We start from the raw sequence: 16,842 nt of genomic DNA, 5'->3' as shown, positions 1-16,842 counted from the left end.
CTCCTAGCCTGACCCCATGGACGTAAAACTCGCGCAGTGTTTCATCGCCGTCGACGACCATGACAAGGCTCTGGCCTTCTACCGGGACGTCCTCGGCCTGGAGGTCCACAACGACGTGGCGTTCGAGGGGATGCGCTGGGTGACCGTCGGGTCGCCCCAGCAGCCGGGCGTGGAGATCGTGCTGGAGCCGCCCGGCGCCAACCCGGACGCCTCCCCCGCCGACCGGCAGGCCATGGCGGAGCTGCTCGCCAAGGGCATGCTGCGCGGGGTGATCTTCTCCACCACCGACTGCGACGCGCTCTACGAGCGGGTGCGGGAACACGGCGGTGACGTGATCCAGGAGCCGACGGACCAGCACTGGGGTGTCCGGGACTGCGCGTTCCGGGATCCGGCGGGCAACCTGCTGCGCTTCACGGAACGCCGGGACAACTAGCACCTTTACGATCCCGTCCATGACCATCCGCTGGACGTACGCCTTCGCCGACCGCCCCGCCGCGCACCTCGCCGCCGCCCAGGCCTTCTGGACGGCCGTCACCGGCACCTTCCTCTCCGCACCCCGCGGGGAGAACGACGAGTTCGTGACGCTCCTGCCGGCCACCGGCGTCGACGCCTGCGTCAAGCTCCAGGGCGTCGACTCGGGCCCCGGCGGAGCCCACCTGGACCTCTGTGCGGAGGACGTGCCGGGCCTGGTGAAGCGGGCCCGGGAACTCGGTGCCGAACCGGTCGCCGAGCACGAGGGCTGGGCCGTACTGCGGTCGCCCGCCGGGCAGTTGTGGTGCGCGGTGCCCTGGCAGGGGGAGTCGGTACGGCCGCCGGTCGCCGCGGGCAGCCGGCTCGACCAGGTCAGCCTCGACATCCCGCCGTCCGCGTACGAGACGGAGACCGCGTTCTGGGCGGAGCTGACCGGCTGGGAGCTGCTGACCGGTGTGCTGCCGGAGTTCCGGGTGCTCAGGCCTCCGGCGGGGCTACCCGTGCGGATCCTGCTCCAGCGGCTGGCCGACGAGCGGCCCGCCGCCGCCCACCTCGACCTGGCCTGCGCGGACATCGCGGCGACCCGGGCCCGGCACGAGGAGCTCGGCGCCGTCCATGTGGCCGACGGCCGGCACTGGACGGTCCTGCGCGACCCGGCGGGCGGCGTCTACTGCCTGACCGGCCGGGACCCGGAGACCGGCGGACTTCCGGTCCGTGGCTAGCCCCAGGGCTCCACATCCACCACGGCCGTGACCGGGATCGGCCCGTACACGTGCGGGAACTCCTCGCCGCCCGGCTCCGCCGACTCCCACTTCACCGGTACGCCGACCAGGGCCGGGTCCACGACCAGCACCACCAGCTCGTCCGGGCCGTCGTAGGAGCCGTACAGGAAGGCGGCTATGCGCGGGAGTTGGTCGCGGGTGGAGCAGTGGATGAAGCCCTCCTCCCGGAGGGTGCGGCCGCGGGTGGACAGCTCGTAGGTGCCCCGCGCACGGGCCTCCTCCCACAGGGAACGCTCGGTGATGTGCAGGATGTTCGGAAGTCCGGTCATGGGAGCACGCTACGGGTCAGCGAGCAGGGCTCGCATCATCCGATTCGGGCGGCGCGGGCTGGGGCGCCGGCTGCTCTTCTGTGCGGTTCTCGGCGCAGTCGGGGTTACGGCAGGGACCGGGCCTCCAGACGGGAACCCACGCACCCAGCGTCTTGTGCCGACGCACCACACTCCCGACGGTCTGCCCGCACACCGGACAAACCTGGCCTTGGCTGTCCATACCCCCAGCGTAGGCCGAGGCCGGAAGCGCTGCCCGTTGGAAAACAGCGGAAAACAGCGATGAACGGCGGTGAACGGCGGTGAACGGCGGGAAAAAGCGGAAATCGGCGGGCCCCGCACACCGTGGGGATGTGCGGGACCCGTCGGGCCGGAGCCCCCGGGGGCCGTGCGGGGTCAGGAGCCGCACGGTTCCGGGGACTCCGGGGTCTTCACCTGCTGCGCCGGGTCACGAACTCGGCGAGCGCGAGCAGACCGCCGGCCGACTCGGGTGCGGGTACGGCACGGGCGAGCTCCTGCACAGCCCGGGCCATCCGGTCGGCCGCCTCGGCCTGCGCCCAGTCGCGGCCGCCCGCCCGCTCCACGGCCAGTGCCGTTCGCGCGATCTCGTCGGCGTCGGCCCGCACCCGCGGCCTGGCGTACAGCTCGGCGAGTTCGTCCGCGGCCGGGGTGCCGGAGGTGAGGGCCGCGACGACCGGCAGGGACTTCTTGCGGGCTGCCAGGTCCGCGCCGGCCGGCTTGCCGGTACGCCGTGGATCACCCCATATCCCGATGACGTCGTCGATCAGCTGGAAGGCGAGCCCGGCCTGCCGGCCGAAGCCGTCGAGCGCGGCCACCTCCTCCGCTGCCGCCCCCGCGTACAGCGCTCCCAGGGCGCAGGCGGAGCCGAGCAGCGCCCCGGTCTTGGCCTCGGCCATGACGAGCACCTCGTCGAGGGTGACCTCGCCGGGGGCCCGGTCCTCCATGGCCGTGTCCGCGTGCTGACCGGCGCACAGTTCGAGGACGCACTGGGCGAGCCGGGCGGCGGCCGGGCCGGACGCCGGGTGCGGGTCCTCGGCGAGCAGCCGCAGGGCCAGCGCCTGGAGGGCGTCCCCGGCGAGGATCGCGTCGGCGTCACCGAACACGGTCCAGGCCGTGGGCCGGTGCCTGCGGGAGGTGTCCCGGTCCATGACGTCGTCGTGCAGCAGCGTGAAGTTGTGCACCAGCTCCACCGCGGCCGCGGCCCGTACGGCGGTCGCGCGGGCTGCCGGTCCGCCGAGCGCGTCGGCGGCGGCGAGGACCAGGGCGGGCCGGATGGCCTTGCCCGCGTCGCCGGCCGCCGGGGTGCCGTCCGCCTGCTCCCACCCGAAGTGGTAGCGCGCGATCCGCCGCATCGAACCGGGCAACGAGTCGACGGCCGCGTGCAGTTCGGGATCGACGCAGGCCCGGGCCCGCTCCAGTATGGCCGTCGCCTCGGCCCCGTCGGGGGACTCGGACCTCTCCGGCGGCACCCCCGTGGCAACCTGCTGCCGCTCCGTCACGAACTCGGCCATGGCCTCCCCCTCGCGGAGTGCGCATACGGTGGCGTCTCCGCCCCGGCTCGGCACGTACCCCGAGGGTGTACCCGCCCCGGAGGGCGGGAACACGGCCGCCAAGTGCGGAAACGTCACCTCCAGCGGCCGATCTCGACGTTCTCCAGCACGCCGAGCGCGTCGGGGACCAGGACGGCCGCCGAGTAGTAGGCCGTGACCAGGTAGTTGATGATGGCCTGCTCGTTGATGCCCATGAAGCGCACCGAGAGGCTCGGCTCGATCTCGTCGGGGATCCCGGACTGGCGCAGCCCGATGACGCCCTGGTCCGCCTCGCCCGTACGCATGGCGATGATCGACGTGGTCCGGGCGTCGGAGACCGGGATCTTGTTGCACGGGTAGATCGGGACCCCGCGCCAGGTCGGGATGCGGTTGCCGCCGACCTCGACGGACTCGGGGACCAGTCCCCGCTTGTTGAGCTCACGGCCGAAGGCGGCGATCGCTCGCGGGTGGGCGAGCAAGAGCTTGGTGCCGCGGCGGCGGCTGAGCAGCTCGTCCATGTCGTCCGGGCTGGGCACGCCGTCGTGCGGCTGCAGCCGCTGGTCGTACTGGCAGTTGCTGAGCAGACCGAACTCGGCGTTGTTGATCAGCTCGTGCTCCTGGCGCTCCTTCAACGCCTCGACGGTGAGCCGGAGCTGATGCTCGGTCTGGTTCATCGGCTGGTTGTAGAGGTCGGCCACCCGGGTGTGGATGCGCAGCACGGTCTGGGCGATGCTCAGCTCGTACTCGCGCGGCCGGGCCTCGTAGTCGACGAAGGTGTGCGGGATCTCGGGCTCGCCGCTGTGGCCGGCCGCGAGGGCGACCTCCTTCTCGCCGAACTTGTTGGTGCGCTGCTCGGGGATCGCGCGCAGCTGCTGAAGGTGCTCGCGCAGCGAGTCGGCGCGCTCCGCGACCTGCTCGAAGTCCTGCCGGGACAGGGTCAGCACGGTGCAGGCCGTGTCCGCGCGGGCGGTGTACTCCCAGATGGCGTCCGGGTCGATCAGGCCCTGCTCGCCGAAGTGCGCGCCGTCGGCGAGGACGCCGAGCACCGCGTCGTCGCCGTACGGGCCGGTGCCGATCTTCTCGACACGGCCGTGGGCCAGCAGATAGACCTCCTCCGCCTGGTTGCCGAACGAGGTGATGACCTCGCCCGCGGCGAATTCGCGCTGCCGGCAGCGCTGGGCCAGCTCCCCCAGCACCTCCTGGTCCTCGTAGGACCGCAGGATGGGCAGCTCGCCCAGCTCCGCGGGGATGACCTCGACCCGGTCGCCGGTCTTCAGGAACGTGATACGGCCGTCGCCGACCGTGTAGGTGAGCCGCCGGTTCACTCGGTACGTGCCGCCCTGGACATCTACCCAGGGCAGCGTCCGCAGCAGCCAGCGGGAGCTGATCTCCTGCATCTGGGGCGCGGACTTGGTCGTGGTGGCCAGGTTCCGCGCGGCCGCCGTGTCCAGAGACTGCTGCGGCTTGCCCTGATCCGTGCGGACCTCTTCGCCTACCGACATAAGGAAATGCCCTCCCATACCTGCGCGGGCGCCGAACTGCCCGCGCATCGGTCTCACCGGCCACCCTGTCATCACGGAACGTGTCGGGGCCATTACCCGAAAGAGCGGGAATAGATCATCGAACAAGTGGGCATGCCGGGCGAATATCCGCTCGCCTGACCCGCGATATGGCGACTTGTCCGGATCGGCTCGCACACGATCCGAACACCTTCGTGGGAGCTGGTCCGGGGCCCGCACCTTCGGTAGAAGTTCCGGCACAAGCCAGTACAAAAGCGAAGGAGGCGGTCATGGCCCCACCCATGTCCGCGGGCGCTTTCCTCGACGCGTTGCGGAACGAGGGCGTCTCGGTCGTCGAGGTCGGCGACTGGAGAGAACACAACCGGAACCACAAGGGACCCTGGGGCCCCGTCCACGGCGTGATGATCCACCACTCGGTGACCCACGGCACCGGAGCCACGGTCCGGATCTGCTACGACGGCCGCCCCGACCTCCCCGGCCCGCTGTGCCACGGCGTCATCACCAAGGATGGCACGGTCCACCTCGTCGGCCACGGCCGCGCCAACCACGCGGGACTGGGCGACGACGACGTCCTGCGCGCCGTGATCGCGGAGAAGGCCCTGCCCCCGGACAACGAGGCGAACACCGACGGCAACCGGCACTTCTACGGCTTCGAGTGCGAGAACCTGGGCGACGGCGAGGACCCCTGGCCCGAGGCCCAGCTGGAGGCGATCGAGAAGGTGGCCGCGGCGGTGTGCCGGCGGCACGGCTGGTCCGAACGGTCGGTGATCGGCCACGCGGAGTGGCAGCCCGGGAAGGTGGACCCCCGCGGCTTCACCATGGGCTGGCTGCGCGAGCGCGTCCGGGACCGCCTGAAGTGAGCCCCGATGCGCGCTACGGGCGACAATGACGGCGTGACCAGCGCCGACATACTTTCGCCCCGGCTCCCGTCCCCCCTTGAGGAGGTGGCCGACGACCGGTTCGCCCGCCAGGGCGTCCGGCTCCTCCTCAAGCGGGACGACCTGATCCACCCGGAGCTGATCGGCAACAAGTGGCGCAAGCTGGTCCCGAACATCGAGGCGGCGGCCGGACGGCCGGTGCTCACCTTCGGCGGGGCGTACTCCAACCATCTGCGGGCGACGGCCGCCGCCGGGCGCCTGCTCGGTTTTCCGACGGTGGGCGTGGTCCGGGGCGAGGAACTGGCCGCCCGGCCGCTGAACCCCTCGCTGGCCCGGTGCACGGCCGACGGCATGCGTCTGCACTTCGTCGACAGGTCGACCTACCGGCGCAAGACCGAACCGGAGGTGCTGGCCGCTCTGGCGCGGGCGGCGGGGGCCGAGCACGCGTATGTCGTGCCGGAGGGCGGCAGCAACGCGGCGGCGGTACGCGGGTGCCGGGCCCTCGGCGAGGAGCTGCGCGGACGGGCCGACCTGGTGGCGATCGCGTGCGGGACCGGGGGCACGCTGGCCGGGCTCGCCGCCGGGCTGGGCGCGGGACAGCGGGCGCTGGGGGTGCCGGTGCTGCGGGGCGGGTTCCTGGCGGGGGAGGCGGAGCGGCTCCAGACCGAGGCGTTCGGGGGACGCCGGGGGGACTGGTCGCTCGACGAGCGGTTCCACTTCGGCGGATACGCGCGGACGGCGCCCGGACTCGACGACTTCGCGCGGGACTTCGAGGACCGGCACGGGATGGCGGTGGAACGGTTGTATGTCGCCAAATTGCTGTATGGGCTTGTCGAGCTGGCGACGGAAGGCGCGTGGGAGCGCGGGACCCGGGTGGCGGCGGTCATCACCGCCTGACCAGTGCTTCTCCTGGTGACTCAGGCCGCCTCCCGGTACGCCGCCGCCTCCTCCAGGTCCAGTCGGCGCAGCAGGGTGCGGAGCATCTCGTCGTCGATGTAGCGCTTGTCGCGGAGCCGGACGAAGACCGCGCGTTCGGCGCTGATCATGTCGCGGGACAGCCGGCGGTAGGTGTCGTCGACCGACTCGCCGGTGACGGGGTTGGTCTGGCCGAGGCGCTCCCAGACGGCGTTGCGGCGGCGTTCCAGGACCGAGCGCAGGCGGTCGGCGAGTGGCGGCGGCAGCTCGTTGCGTTCGTCGGAGAGGAGTTCGGCGAGGCGGTTCTCGGCCGCGCGGGACGCCTGCGCCTGGGCGTTGGCCTCGGCGAGGGTCTCGGCCTGCACGTCCCGGGGCGGAAACTTCATCAGGCGGATCAGCGGGGCCAGGCTGAGGCCCTGCACCACCAGGGTGCCGATGACGGTCGTGAAGGTCAGGAACAGGATCAGGTTGCGCTGCGGGAAGTCACCGCCGTCGTGCACGGTGAGCGGGATCGAGAAGGCGATGGCCAGCGAGACGACCCCGCGCATGGCGGCCCAGGACTCGACGACGGGCGTTCTCCAGGTGGGACTCTCCTCCCGTTCGCGGATCCGCCGGAACAGCAGGCGCGGCAGGAAGGCCGCCGGGTAGATCCACACGAACCGGGCCGCGACCACGACGAGGAAGAGGGCGATCGCGTACCAGGTGGCGTCGATGCCCTTGTACGCGCCGAGCCCCTTCAGGACGACCGGCAGTTGCAGTCCGATCAGCGCGAAGACCGCCGACTCCAGCAGGAACGCGACCATCCGCCACACCGCGTCCTCCTGGAGACGGGTGGCGAAGTCGACCTCCCAGGCGCGGTGGCCGAGATAGAGGGCGACCACCACGACCGCCAGCACACCGGAGGCGTGGAACTGCTCGGCGACGCCGTAGGCGACGAACGGGATCAGCAGCGACAGCGTGTTCTGGAGCAGGGGCTCCTGGAGATGGGTGCGCAGCCAGTGGATCGGCACCATCAGCGCCAGCCCGACCAGCACGCCGCCGATCGCGGCCACCAGGAACTCGCCGACCCCGTGGATCCAGGAGGCGCCCTCGCCGAGGGCGGCCGCGACGGCCACCCGGTAGGCGGTGATCGCGGTGGCGTCGTTCAGCAGGGACTCGCCCTGAAGGATCGTGGTGAGCCGGGACGGCAGCCCCACCCGGCGGGCGATCGCGGCGGCCGCGACGGCGTCCGTGGGCGCCAGCACCGCGCCCAGCGCCAGCGCCGCGGGCAGCGGCAGCCCGGGCACGATCACGTAGGCGGCCCAGCCGACCACGAAGGTCGCGAAGAGCACGTACCCCACCGACAGCAGCGCCACGGGCCGCATGTTGGCCCGCAGATCGAGATACGAGCTCTCGGTGCCTTCCTTGTACAGCAGCGGGGGCAGCACCAGTGGCAGCACGATGTCCGGGTCGAGGGTGTAGTCGGGAACTCCGGGAATGTACGACACGGCCAGCCCGACGGCGACCAGCAGCAGGGGCGCCGGCACCGGGGTGCGACGCGCCGCACCGGCGATCGCCGCGCTTCCGGCCACCAGCAACAGCAGTGGCAACACGTCCATGATCCTCGCCCGCCCTCATTTTCCGCGCGGCCACCCGCACAGCCGTCGTAATCTGGCAATCATGAAACAGTGCACGCACGCCGGCGCGCTGCCGCACCCGGAACCCGAGCCACTGAACGAGACCTGCCCGGAGTGTCTCGCCCGGGGCTGGCACCCGGTCCAGCTGCGGCTCTGTCTGTCCTGTGGCCATGTCGGCTGCTGCGACTCGTCACCGGGAAGACACGCGACGGGCCACCACGAAACGTCCGGTCACCCCGTGATGCGGACCTTCGAGCCAGGCGAGGACTGGCGCTGGTGCTTCGTCGACCACGTCCTCGTGTGACACTGCACTACGGCTGCTGAAGGCGGCCGTGGCGACGGTTCGACGGTTCGACGCCGGGGTACGTCAACCCGGCGCGCGCTCTTCCCAATTGGGCAAGCCGGACCCCTAGACACGGAGCGTATCCACAGGTTTACTGTGAGTGACGCCAGGGGGTTGGGGTCCCGGGACAGAAAAGTTCGGAGCGCGGTAGCGTCACCGCTGAACCATGTAGTGCGTTACCCCGGGGGGCGACCCTCGGCCCCGAAAAGCTTGTACCACCATGGAGGTGAGGGTGTCCCAGATCGCAGGCGAGCCCGCGACCCAGGACTTCGTGGAAGTCCGGCTGCCGGCTGCGGGTGCCTACCTGTCGGTGCTGCGGACGGCCACGGCCGGTCTCGCCGCCCGCTTGGACTTCACCCTGGACGAGATCGAGGACCTGCGCATCGCGGTGGACGAGGCCTGCGCGATCCTGCTCCAGCAGGCCGTTCCCGGCTCGGTGCTCAGCTGTGTCTTCCGCCTCGTCGACGACTCGCTGGAGGTCACGGTCTCCGCCCCGACCACGGACGGCCACGCCCCTTCGCGCGACACGTTCGCCTGGACCGTGCTCTCGGCCCTGGCGGGCAAGGTCTCGTCGGCCGTCGACGAGGACAAGACCGTGACGATCAGCCTCTACAAACAGCGCGGCGCGGGACCCGGGCCGGCGTGAGGAACGGGGACGGGCCGGTGCGGGACGAAGAGCGCGGCACACGGGAGTTGCCGGCCGGGGGCGAAGACCCCGAGGCCGGTTCCCGCCGCATGGCTGACGGCATCGACGGCATCCCGGAACAGGCCAGGCCGCACCCGGAGGAACCCTCCGCGTCGGCCGGGCTTGACGGTGCCGTGCAGAGCGCGCCTCCGGAAGGGCGGAACGGGGTCGCGGCCCCGGACCGAGCCGGGGCGAAGGCTCGTGGAAGGGCGACGGGCGGGACGATGAGCGAGCACGAGCGATACGCCGAGAACGAGGCGCTGGCCGCGGAGGTTGTGCAGGCGACCCAGCACGGACCTCAGGACCGCAGCGGGGCGCGCGCCATGTTCATCGAGCTGCGCAAGCTGAAGGACGGCAGCCCCGAGTACGCGGAGCTGCGCAACAAGCTGGTCCGGATGCACCTGCCGCTCGTGGAGCACCTCGCGCGCCGGTTCCGCAACCGCGGCGAGCCGCTGGACGACCTCACCCAGGTCGCCACCATCGGCCTGATCAAGTCGGTCGACCGGTTCGACCCGGAGCGGGGCGTGGAGTTCTCCACGTATGCCACCCCGACCGTGGTCGGCGAGATCAAGCGCCACTTCCGCGACAAGGGCTGGGCGGTCCGCGTCCCGCGCCGTCTGCAGGAGCTGCGTCTCGCGCTCACGACCGCCACGGCGGAGCTGTCCCAGCAGCACGGCCGCTCCCCCACGGTCCACGAGCTCGCCGAGAAGCTGGCGATCTCGGAGGAGGAGGTCCTGGAGGGCCTGGAGTCGGCCAACGCGTACTCCACGCTGTCCCTGGACGTCCCCGACACCGACGACGAGTCCCCGGCGGTCGCCGACACGCTCGGCGCGGAGGACGAGGCCCTGGAGGGCGTCGAGTACCGCGAGTCTCTCAAGCCGCTCCTGGAAGACCTCCCGCCCCGAGAGAAGCGGATCCTTCTCCTCCGCTTCTTCGGCAACATGACCCAGTCCCAGATCGCCCAGGAGGTCGGCATCAGCCAGATGCACGTCTCCCGGCTGCTGGCCCGGACGCTGGCTCAGCTCCGGGAGAAGCTGCTGGTGGAGGAGTAGGTCTCCGCAGCGCCCCGCGGATCAGCTACTACGCCCGGGCCCCTTGATTCCCAGGGCCTGGGTGGTAGCGGAGTTCACCAGCAGAACCAGCGAAGCCACAGCCACCACGGCCAACGCGATCCCCGCCGGAATGGCGGCACTGTCGGCCTGCAGCAGGCTGTAGGCCACCGGCAGCGCCATGATCTGCGTGATCACCGCGGGCCCCCGGCTCCAGCTCCTGCGCAGCAGCAGCCCCCGCGCCGCCAGCAGCGGCAGCAGCGCCAGCACGATCACGGTGATGCCCCCGGTGACCGCCTGCCCCCGGTCGTCCGGAGACCCGGTGAGCCCGAGGACGAGCATCCATACCCCGCCGACCGCCAGTGCGAGCCCTTCCAGTCCGCTCAGCGCGGCCGCATACGTCAGCCGCCGTGGGCGGGACCCGTCGGTTACGTCGGCCCTCTCGGCCGTAGGCGCATTGCTCACGCCAGAAGGGTAGCCCTCGCCCGAAAACACCGGCCCCGCCCCGCAGGGCCACGTGTTCAGACTCACGCCCCTTTCTCTTACCGGATCCCTAACACGGCCTGGGCCCGGTACTTTCGAGTAGGTACGCTGCAATCCATGCGTGCACTTCTCGTGGTCAATCCGGCGGCAACCACCACAAGCGCACGTAGGCGCGACGTCCTGATCCACGCGCTCGCGAGCGAGGTCGAACTGGAGGCCGTCACCACCGAGTACCGCGGCCACGCCCGTGACCTGGGCCGGCAGGCGGCGGAGAGCGACGACATCGACCTCGTCGTGGCCCTCGGCGGCGACGGAACGGTCAACGAGGTGGTCAACGGACTCCTCTACGCCGGCCCCGACCCGGACCGGCTGCCCGGTCTCGCCGTGGTCCCCGGCGGCTCCACCAATGTCTTCGCCCGCGCCCTCGGCCTGCCCAACGACCCGGTCGAGGCCACCGGCGCGCTGCTCGCCGCGCTGCGCGAGAAGCAGGAGCGGGTCGTCGGCCTCGGGCTGACCGCCGGCACCCCCGGCACCGCGGACGAGGGGGTCCCGGCCCGCTGGTTCACCTTCAACGCGGGGCTCGGCTTCGACGCCGGTGTGGTCGGCCGGGTCGAGCAGCAGCGCGAGCTCGGCAAGAAATCGACGCACGCCCTGTATGTACGGCAGGTCGTCCGGCAGTTCTTCGGTGAGCAGCACCGCCGGCACGGCACGATCACCCTGGAGCGCCCGGGTGCCGACCCGATCGACGATCTGGTCGTGGCGATAGTCTCGAACACCTCGCCGTGGACGTATCTCGGCAATCGCCCGATGTACACGTCGCCTAAGGCCTCGTTCGATAAAGGCATCGACGTACTCGGTCTCAGCCGTCTGTCGACCGCCGCGGTTGCCCGGTATGGCACGCAGTTGCTCACTTCGTCCCCCGAGCGCGGACCCCATGGCAAGCACGCCGTGTCCCTGCACGATCTGGACCAGTTCACCTTGCATTCGAAGGTCCCCCTCCCCCTTCAGATGGACGGCGACCACCTAGGACTGCGTACGAGCGTGACGTTCACAGGCGTACGCCGCGCACTGCGTGTGATTGTGTGAGCGGAACGGGCCAAAGTCCTTTCACTCGAACGTTTAGGCCAGGATCCACCCCATGGAAGTACGGCTGTGACCCAGTCGACACCGAGGAATCAAAAAAAACTTTCCGGAAGGGGTTGTATCCGTCGCTGAGGTTTGCGAGGCTCTACGTGGCGATCGGGACGGCCCGCAAGACCGGCCTCCACTGATCACCGGAATCCCCCTTCAACTCACAGGACCCCTGCCAGGGAACCTGGCGGTCGGCCCTTCACTTGTTGAGGGATTCGTGAAAGCGTTCACATTCACAAGCAACGTGCATGTAATACCAAGGAGAGGTAGCAGCCATGGACTGGCGTCACAACGCCGTTTGCCGCGAGGAAGACCCCGAGCTCTTCTTCCCCATCGGCAACACCGGTCCTGCGCTGCTGCAGATCGAGGAAGCCAAGGCCGTCTGCCGTCGCTGTCCCGTTATGGACCAGTGTCTGCAGTGGGCGCTCGAGTCCGGCCAGGACTCCGGCGTCTGGGGTGGCCTCAGCGAGGACGAGCGTCGCGCGATGAAGCGCCGTGCCGCCCGCAACCGGGCTCGTCAGGCCTCCGCCTGACGCAACCCACCCCGCTCAGCCTGAGCTTGGCGGCGCGTACAGCGAGTACGCATCTCCCGCCCCCGAGCCGCAGCGCGCAGTACCCCCAACGAGTGAACAGCCCCGGATCCACCAGGTCCGGGGCTCTTTGCTGTGCCCGGGACCTGAAGCACCCCGCACCGAACTACTTCTGCGGCTGCACCGGAACGTCGAGGATCACCCGGGTGCCCCGCTCCGGCGCCGGCACCATGTCGAACGTGCCGCCCAACTCGCCCTCCACCAGCGTCCGTACGATCTGCAGACCGAGGTTGCCGGAGCGGTGCGGGTCGAAGCCCTCGGGCAGGCCGACGCCGTCGTCCTGGACGGTGACCAGGAGCCGGGCCTCCTTGGTGGTGCCGCCACGGACCGCCGAGACCTCGACGGTGCCGGTGTCGCCCTCGCGGAAGCCGTGTTCGAGGGCGTTCTGCAGGATCTCGGTGAGCACCATCGACAGCGGGGTCGCCACCTCGGCGTCGAGTATTCCGAAGCGTCCGGTGCGCCGGCCGGTGACCTTGCCCGGCGAGATCTCGGCGACCATCGCGAGCACCCGGTCGGCGATCTCGTCGAACTCCACGCGCTCGTCCAGGTTCTGGGACAGCGTCTCATGCACGATCGCGATCGAGCCGACCCGCCGTACGGCCTCCTCCAGGGCCTCCCGGCCGCGCTCGGACTCGATCCGGCGGGCCTGCAGGCGCAACAGCGCGGCGACCGTCTGGAGGTTGTTCTTCACCCGGTGGTGGATCTCCCGGATGGTCGCGTCCTTGGTGATCAACTCGCGTTCGCGGCGCCGGAGTTCGGTGACGTCCCGGAGCAGCACCAGGGAACCGATGCGGGTGCCCTTGGGCTTCAGCGGGATCGCACGGAACTGGATCGCGCCGTCGGTGGACTCGATCTCGAACTCGCGCGGCGCCCAGCCGCTGGCGACCTTGGCGAGCGCCTCGTCCACCGGCCCCCGGGTCGGGGCGAGTTCGGCCGTGGTCTGACCCAGGTGATGGCCGAGCAGGTCGGTGGCGAGGCCGAGGCGATGGTAGGCGGAGAGGGCGTTCGGGGAGGCGTACTGGACGATGCCGTCCGCGTCCAGCCGGATCAGGCCGTCGCCGACGCGCGGCGAGGCATCCATGTCGACCTGCTGGTTCGGGAACGGAAACGATCCGGCAGCAATCATCTGCGCAAGGTCGGAGGCGCTCTGGAGGTAGGTCAGCTCCAGCCGGCTCGGGGTGCGCACGGTCAGCAGATTGGTGTTGCGGGCGATGACCCCGAGAACCCGGCCCTCGCGCCGTACCGGGATGGACTCGACCCGTACGGGGACCTCCTCGCGCCACTCCGGGTCACCCTCGCGGACGATCCGGCCCTCGTCCAGGGCGATGTCCAGCATGGGGCGGCGGCCCCGCGGGACCAGGTGGCCGATCATGTCGTCCTGGTAGGAGGTGGGACCGGTGTTGGGGCGCATCTGCGCCACCGAGACATAGCGGGTGCCGTCCGCGGTGGGGACCCACAGGACCAGGTCGGCGAAGGAGAGGTCGGAGAGCAGCTGCCACTCCGAGACCAGCAGATGGAGCCACTCGAGGTCGGAGTCGTCGAGGGCGGTGTGCTGGCGGACCAGTTCGTTCATGGAGGGCACATCTGCGAGCGTACCCGCGGGTCTGTTCATGGCCTAAAAGCGGCTGAAAACACCCGCGGGCCGCGGCGCCTGAGAGGGACCCTCAACCCTCCCGGCACCGCAGCCCGGAGCAGCAACGGCCGTGGGGTGTGCGGTCCCAGTCGGCCGAAGGGTGAGGAGCCGGGGCAGTCAGGGCAGAGAGCTCCGGTTCCTCGGTCCGCCTTCCTGTGCGGGGAAGACGGAAGAGTGCGACTGTGTCGTACGGTCCCGCCGTACTCCTTCAGTGCTCGTACGCAATTGTGGACTAGACCACGGTCTGTGTCCATGCGTTGGAGACTGTTCACAGTCGATGCGATCGCAGCGTAGCCCGCCGGAGTCGCTTGTGGGGCCGGATGAGGCGCGGCTTTTCCCGACACTCCGGTACGCGGGTGGGAATTTTCCTTGATTCACCCGTTCTGACGCATTCACGTAACCTCGCACTTGTCCCCTTTTCCTGCACCCGTGCCCAGGGTGACGGGGGCCGGCTCTGTTAGATTGGTCCCATCGGATTGGTCTAAACCACATAGACAGAACGGCAGGCCCAGCGTGGAAGTTGTCATCGTTCCGGACGCCGCCGCGGGTGGCGAGCTGATCGCCGAGGCCATGGCCCAGCTGCTCCGCCGCAAGCCGGACGCGCTGCTCGGGGTGGCCACGGGATCGACCCCGCTGCCCATCTACCAGGCGCTCACGGCCAAGGTGCGGTCCGGTGCCGTGGACACCTCGCGGGCGCGCATAGCCCAGCTCGACGAATACGTGGGACTGCCGGCCGAGCATCCGGAGTCGTACCGGTCGGTGCTGCGGCGCGAGGTGCTGGAGCCGCTCGGGATCGGAATGGACGCGTTCCTCGGCCCCGACGGCGCGGCCGAGGACGTGCAGGCCGCCTGCGAGGCGTACGACGGGGCGCTGGCGCAGGCAGGCGGCGTGGATCTGCAGTTGCTCGGGATCGGGACGGACGGGCACATCGGGTTCAACGAGCCGTGCTCTTCGCTGGCCTCGCGGACACGGATCAAGACGCTCACCGAGCAGACCCGGGTCGACAACGCGCGGTTCTTCGACGGGGACATCTCGCAGGTGCCGCACCATGTGATCACCCAGGGGATCGGGACGATCCTGGAGGCGCGGCATCTGGTGCTGCTCGCGACGGGTGAGGGGAAGGCCGACGCGGTCGCGGCGACCGTGGAAGGGCCGGTCGCCGCGGTGTGTCCCGCGTCGGCGCTGCAGTTGCATCCGCATGCGACGGTGGTGGTGGACGAGGGGGCCGCGTCCAAGCTGAAGCTTGCGGATTACTTCCGGTACACGTTCGTCAACAAGCCGGCCTGGCAGGGGATTTAAGGGCTGTTGCGTCTGCCGGGTTCGGTTGGGGGCGGAGTGCGGGTTCGTGGGGGCTGGTCGCGCAGTTCCCCGCGCCCCTGACGGGGCGCTATGGCTGACGGAGCGCTCCAGCTGGCGGGGGCTTCGGCTAGTCGGGGGCTATGACCTCTGCCGCTGCTGTGCCGCAGACTTGTGCCGCTCCGTGGGTGGCGATGTGCAGGGCGCCCCTGGGGGGTGCCTGGGGGACTCCCATTTCCACCACGATCGTGTCCGGGCGGGACTTGAGGAGTACGTCCAGGGCCGTGGTCATCCAGGGGTGGCGGTGTTCGTCCCGGAGCACTGCCACGATCCTGCGGTCGCCCGCCGCCGACAGGGCCTCCTGACCCGCGTGGTCGCCGGTGAAATCAGCCGTTTCCGTGCCGGGCAGGCGGCGGGAGAGTTCCGCTGCCACTCCCCAGGGGGTCTCCGTGCCCACCGCGATGTTGGACGCCGAGGTGAACACCGCCACGAAGGGGGCCGTGTTCAGGGGCGCGGCGGAGTCGACGCGCGTCACATCGAGTGCGCGGCGGGCCGCGACGAGGCCGATGTCCGTGGCCGCGTGGTCCGGCTGCGCCCGCTCCGTCGTCGCCGTCCAGCGGGCCAGTGACCGTACCCGGTCCGCCGCCTCCGCCAGGCGCTCCTCGGGAAGTTCGCCGGAGTGGACCGCCGCGACCAGGGCGTCGCGCAGGCGCCGTACCGTCTCCTCGTCCGAGAGGCCGCCGCCCACGCAGATCGCGTCGGCTCCGGCGGCGATGGCCAGGACGCTGCCGTGTTCGATGCCGTAGGCCGCGGAGATGGCCTGCATCTCGATGCCGTCGGTGACGATCAGGCCGTCGTAGCCGAGTTCGCCGCGGAGCAGATCGGTGAGGATGGTGCGGGACAGCGTGGCCGGCCGGTCCGGGTCCAGGGCCGGCACCAGGATGTGCGCGCTCATCACGGCGCGGGTGCCGGCGGCGATCGCGGCACGGAAGGGTGCCAGCTCACGGGCGTGCAGGACGTCGGCGGTCGCGTCGATGCGGGGCAGCGCGAGGTGGGAGTCGACGGCGGTGTCGCCGTGGCCCGGAAAGTGCTTGGTGCAGGCCGCCACCCCGGCCGCCTGGAGGCCGGTGACATAGGCCGCCGTGTGGCGGGCGACCAGGTCCGGGTCGGCGCCGAAGGAGCGGACGCCGATGACCGGGTTGGCCGGGTTGGAGTTGACGTCCGCGGACGGGGCCCAGTTGAAGTTCACCCCGCAGGCCGCGAGGCGGCGGCCCAGTTCGAGGGCGACCTCCCTGGTCAGCTCCACGTCGTCGACGGCGCCGAGGGCGTTGTTACCGGGGAAGGAGGAGCCGGTGTGCACCTCGAGGCGGGTGACGTCACCGCTCTCCTCGTCGATCGCCACCAGGACGTCGTCCCGTTCGGCGCGCAACCGGGCGGTGAGGGCGGTGAGTTGTTCGGGTGAGGCGACGTTGCGGCCGAACAGGCCCACGGAGGCGAGGCCTTCGCCGAGCCGGCGCAGCAGCCAGTCGGGTGCGGTGGTGCCGGTGAAGCCGGGCTGGAGGACCGTCAGCGCGTCGCGGGACAGGCGGTCCTTCGGTTCGGACGCGGTGGTGCCGCCGGCGAGTGTCGTCATC

General features: G+C 70.7%; 18 protein-coding genes. 10 read left to right on the top strand and 8 right to left on the bottom strand.

The window, feature by feature from the left end; translation table 11 throughout:
• Nucleotides 1-16 precede the first annotated feature (16 nt).
• Nucleotides 17-433 (top strand): VOC family protein, encoded by a 417-nt coding sequence (locus tag ACFWXC_RS20610; protein ID WP_384480609.1) that lies wholly within the window; start codon nucleotides 17-19, stop codon nucleotides 431-433.
• Nucleotides 434-452: 19 nt separating this feature from the next.
• Entirely contained in the window at nucleotides 453-1,193 is a 741-nt protein-coding gene (locus ACFWXC_RS20605; RefSeq protein WP_384480607.1) for a VOC family protein, read from the top strand.
• Here the strand turns inward: ACFWXC_RS20605 and ACFWXC_RS20600 are convergent.
• From ACFWXC_RS20600 to ACFWXC_RS20585, 4 genes are all read right to left on the bottom strand, one after another.
• On the bottom strand, nucleotides 1,190-1,522 hold the full coding sequence (locus ACFWXC_RS20600) for a DUF952 domain-containing protein (protein WP_384480605.1): 333 nt from the start codon (nucleotides 1,520-1,522) through the stop codon (nucleotides 1,190-1,192). The genes ACFWXC_RS20605 and ACFWXC_RS20600 overlap by 4 nt on opposite strands.
• A 16-nt stretch (nucleotides 1,523-1,538) precedes the next feature.
• Nucleotides 1,539-1,742 (bottom strand): hypothetical protein, encoded by a 204-nt coding sequence (locus tag ACFWXC_RS20595; RefSeq protein ID WP_384480603.1) that lies wholly within the window; start codon nucleotides 1,740-1,742, stop codon nucleotides 1,539-1,541.
• Nucleotides 1,743-1,950: 208 nt separating this feature from the next.
• Nucleotides 1,951-3,051 carry a family 2 encapsulin nanocompartment cargo protein polyprenyl transferase gene (locus ACFWXC_RS20590; protein ID WP_384480602.1) on the bottom strand — a complete coding sequence of 367 codons (1,101 nt, stop codon included), beginning with the start codon at nucleotides 3,049-3,051 and terminating at the stop codon, nucleotides 1,951-1,953.
• A gap of 113 nt (nucleotides 3,052-3,164) precedes the next feature.
• Complete coding sequence (locus ACFWXC_RS20585) at nucleotides 3,165-4,571, bottom strand: family 2B encapsulin nanocompartment shell protein (RefSeq protein ID WP_384480600.1); 1,407 nt, start codon at nucleotides 4,569-4,571, stop codon at nucleotides 3,165-3,167.
• Between the two features lie 287 nt (nucleotides 4,572-4,858).
• Between ACFWXC_RS20585 and ACFWXC_RS20580 the strand changes: the two genes are divergently transcribed.
• Both ACFWXC_RS20580 and ACFWXC_RS20575 read left to right on the top strand, forming a co-directional pair.
• Nucleotides 4,859-5,449: an N-acetylmuramoyl-L-alanine amidase gene (locus ACFWXC_RS20580; RefSeq protein WP_384480598.1), complete on the top strand. Its 591-nt coding sequence runs from the start codon at nucleotides 4,859-4,861 to the stop codon at nucleotides 5,447-5,449.
• 6 nt (nucleotides 5,450-5,455) lie between these two features.
• A complete protein-coding gene (locus ACFWXC_RS20575; RefSeq protein WP_384480596.1) occupies nucleotides 5,456-6,364 on the top strand; it encodes a 1-aminocyclopropane-1-carboxylate deaminase/D-cysteine desulfhydrase in 909 nt (302 codons plus the stop codon).
• A gap of 20 nt (nucleotides 6,365-6,384) precedes the next feature.
• On the opposite strand, the gene ACFWXC_RS20570 is transcribed toward ACFWXC_RS20575, so the two are convergent.
• On the bottom strand, nucleotides 6,385-7,980 hold the full coding sequence (locus ACFWXC_RS20570; RefSeq protein WP_384480594.1) for a Na+/H+ antiporter: 1,596 nt from the start codon (nucleotides 7,978-7,980) through the stop codon (nucleotides 6,385-6,387).
• 61 nt (nucleotides 7,981-8,041) lie between these two features.
• Here ACFWXC_RS20570 and ACFWXC_RS20565 point away from each other — a divergent pair, with 61 nt between their 5' ends.
• The 3 genes from ACFWXC_RS20565 to ACFWXC_RS20555 all read left to right on the top strand — a co-directional run bounded on the left by ACFWXC_RS20565 (nucleotide 8,042) and on the right by ACFWXC_RS20555 (nucleotide 10,078).
• Nucleotides 8,042-8,302, top strand: coding sequence for a UBP-type zinc finger domain-containing protein (locus tag ACFWXC_RS20565; protein WP_384480592.1), 261 nt, complete (start codon nucleotides 8,042-8,044; stop codon nucleotides 8,300-8,302).
• A gap of 271 nt (nucleotides 8,303-8,573) precedes the next feature.
• Entirely contained in the window at nucleotides 8,574-8,987 is a 414-nt protein-coding gene (locus ACFWXC_RS20560; RefSeq protein WP_020130755.1) for an anti-sigma regulatory factor, read from the top strand.
• Nucleotides 8,984-10,078 carry an RNA polymerase sigma factor SigF gene (locus ACFWXC_RS20555; RefSeq protein WP_384480590.1) on the top strand — a complete coding sequence of 365 codons (1,095 nt, stop codon included), beginning with the start codon at nucleotides 8,984-8,986 and terminating at the stop codon, nucleotides 10,076-10,078. The genes ACFWXC_RS20560 and ACFWXC_RS20555 overlap by 4 nt, the downstream gene beginning before the upstream one ends.
• Nucleotides 10,079-10,099: 21 nt before the next feature.
• On the opposite strand, the gene ACFWXC_RS20550 is transcribed toward ACFWXC_RS20555, so the two are convergent.
• Nucleotides 10,100-10,540 (bottom strand): hypothetical protein, encoded by a 441-nt coding sequence (locus ACFWXC_RS20550; protein ID WP_384480588.1) that lies wholly within the window; start codon nucleotides 10,538-10,540, stop codon nucleotides 10,100-10,102.
• Between the two features lie 135 nt (nucleotides 10,541-10,675).
• Here ACFWXC_RS20550 and ACFWXC_RS20545 point away from each other — a divergent pair, with 135 nt between their 5' ends.
• Nucleotides 10,676-11,644, top strand: a complete 969-nt coding sequence (locus tag ACFWXC_RS20545; RefSeq protein ID WP_384480586.1) for a diacylglycerol/lipid kinase family protein — start codon at nucleotides 10,676-10,678, stop codon at nucleotides 11,642-11,644.
• Between the two features lie 320 nt (nucleotides 11,645-11,964).
• Nucleotides 11,965-12,222: a WhiB family transcriptional regulator gene (locus ACFWXC_RS20540; RefSeq protein ID WP_006142322.1), complete on the top strand. Its 258-nt coding sequence runs from the start codon at nucleotides 11,965-11,967 to the stop codon at nucleotides 12,220-12,222.
• A 163-nt stretch (nucleotides 12,223-12,385) separates the two neighbouring features.
• On the opposite strand, the gene ACFWXC_RS20535 is transcribed toward ACFWXC_RS20540, so the two are convergent.
• Complete coding sequence (locus ACFWXC_RS20535) at nucleotides 12,386-13,852, bottom strand: sensor histidine kinase (protein WP_384480668.1); 1,467 nt, start codon at nucleotides 13,850-13,852, stop codon at nucleotides 12,386-12,388.
• Nucleotides 13,853-14,425: 573 nt separating this feature from the next.
• Between ACFWXC_RS20535 and nagB the strand changes: the two genes are divergently transcribed.
• Nucleotides 14,426-15,211, top strand: a complete 786-nt coding sequence (gene nagB, locus ACFWXC_RS20530; RefSeq protein ID WP_384480584.1) for a glucosamine-6-phosphate deaminase — start codon at nucleotides 14,426-14,428, stop codon at nucleotides 15,209-15,211.
• A 127-nt stretch (nucleotides 15,212-15,338) separates the two neighbouring features.
• Here nagB and ACFWXC_RS20525 read toward each other — a convergent pair whose 3' ends face one another.
• Nucleotides 15,339-16,841 carry a glycoside hydrolase family 3 protein gene (locus ACFWXC_RS20525; protein ID WP_384480582.1) on the bottom strand — a complete coding sequence of 501 codons (1,503 nt, stop codon included), beginning with the start codon at nucleotides 16,839-16,841 and terminating at the stop codon, nucleotides 15,339-15,341.
• Nucleotide 16,842 lies beyond the last annotated feature (1 nt).

Source organism: Streptomyces sp. NPDC058683 (assembly GCF_042716195.1).
Lineage (GTDB): Bacteria > Actinomycetota > Actinomycetes > Streptomycetales > Streptomycetaceae > Streptomyces.
This window is presented reverse-complemented; position numbering and strand designations above follow the sequence as displayed.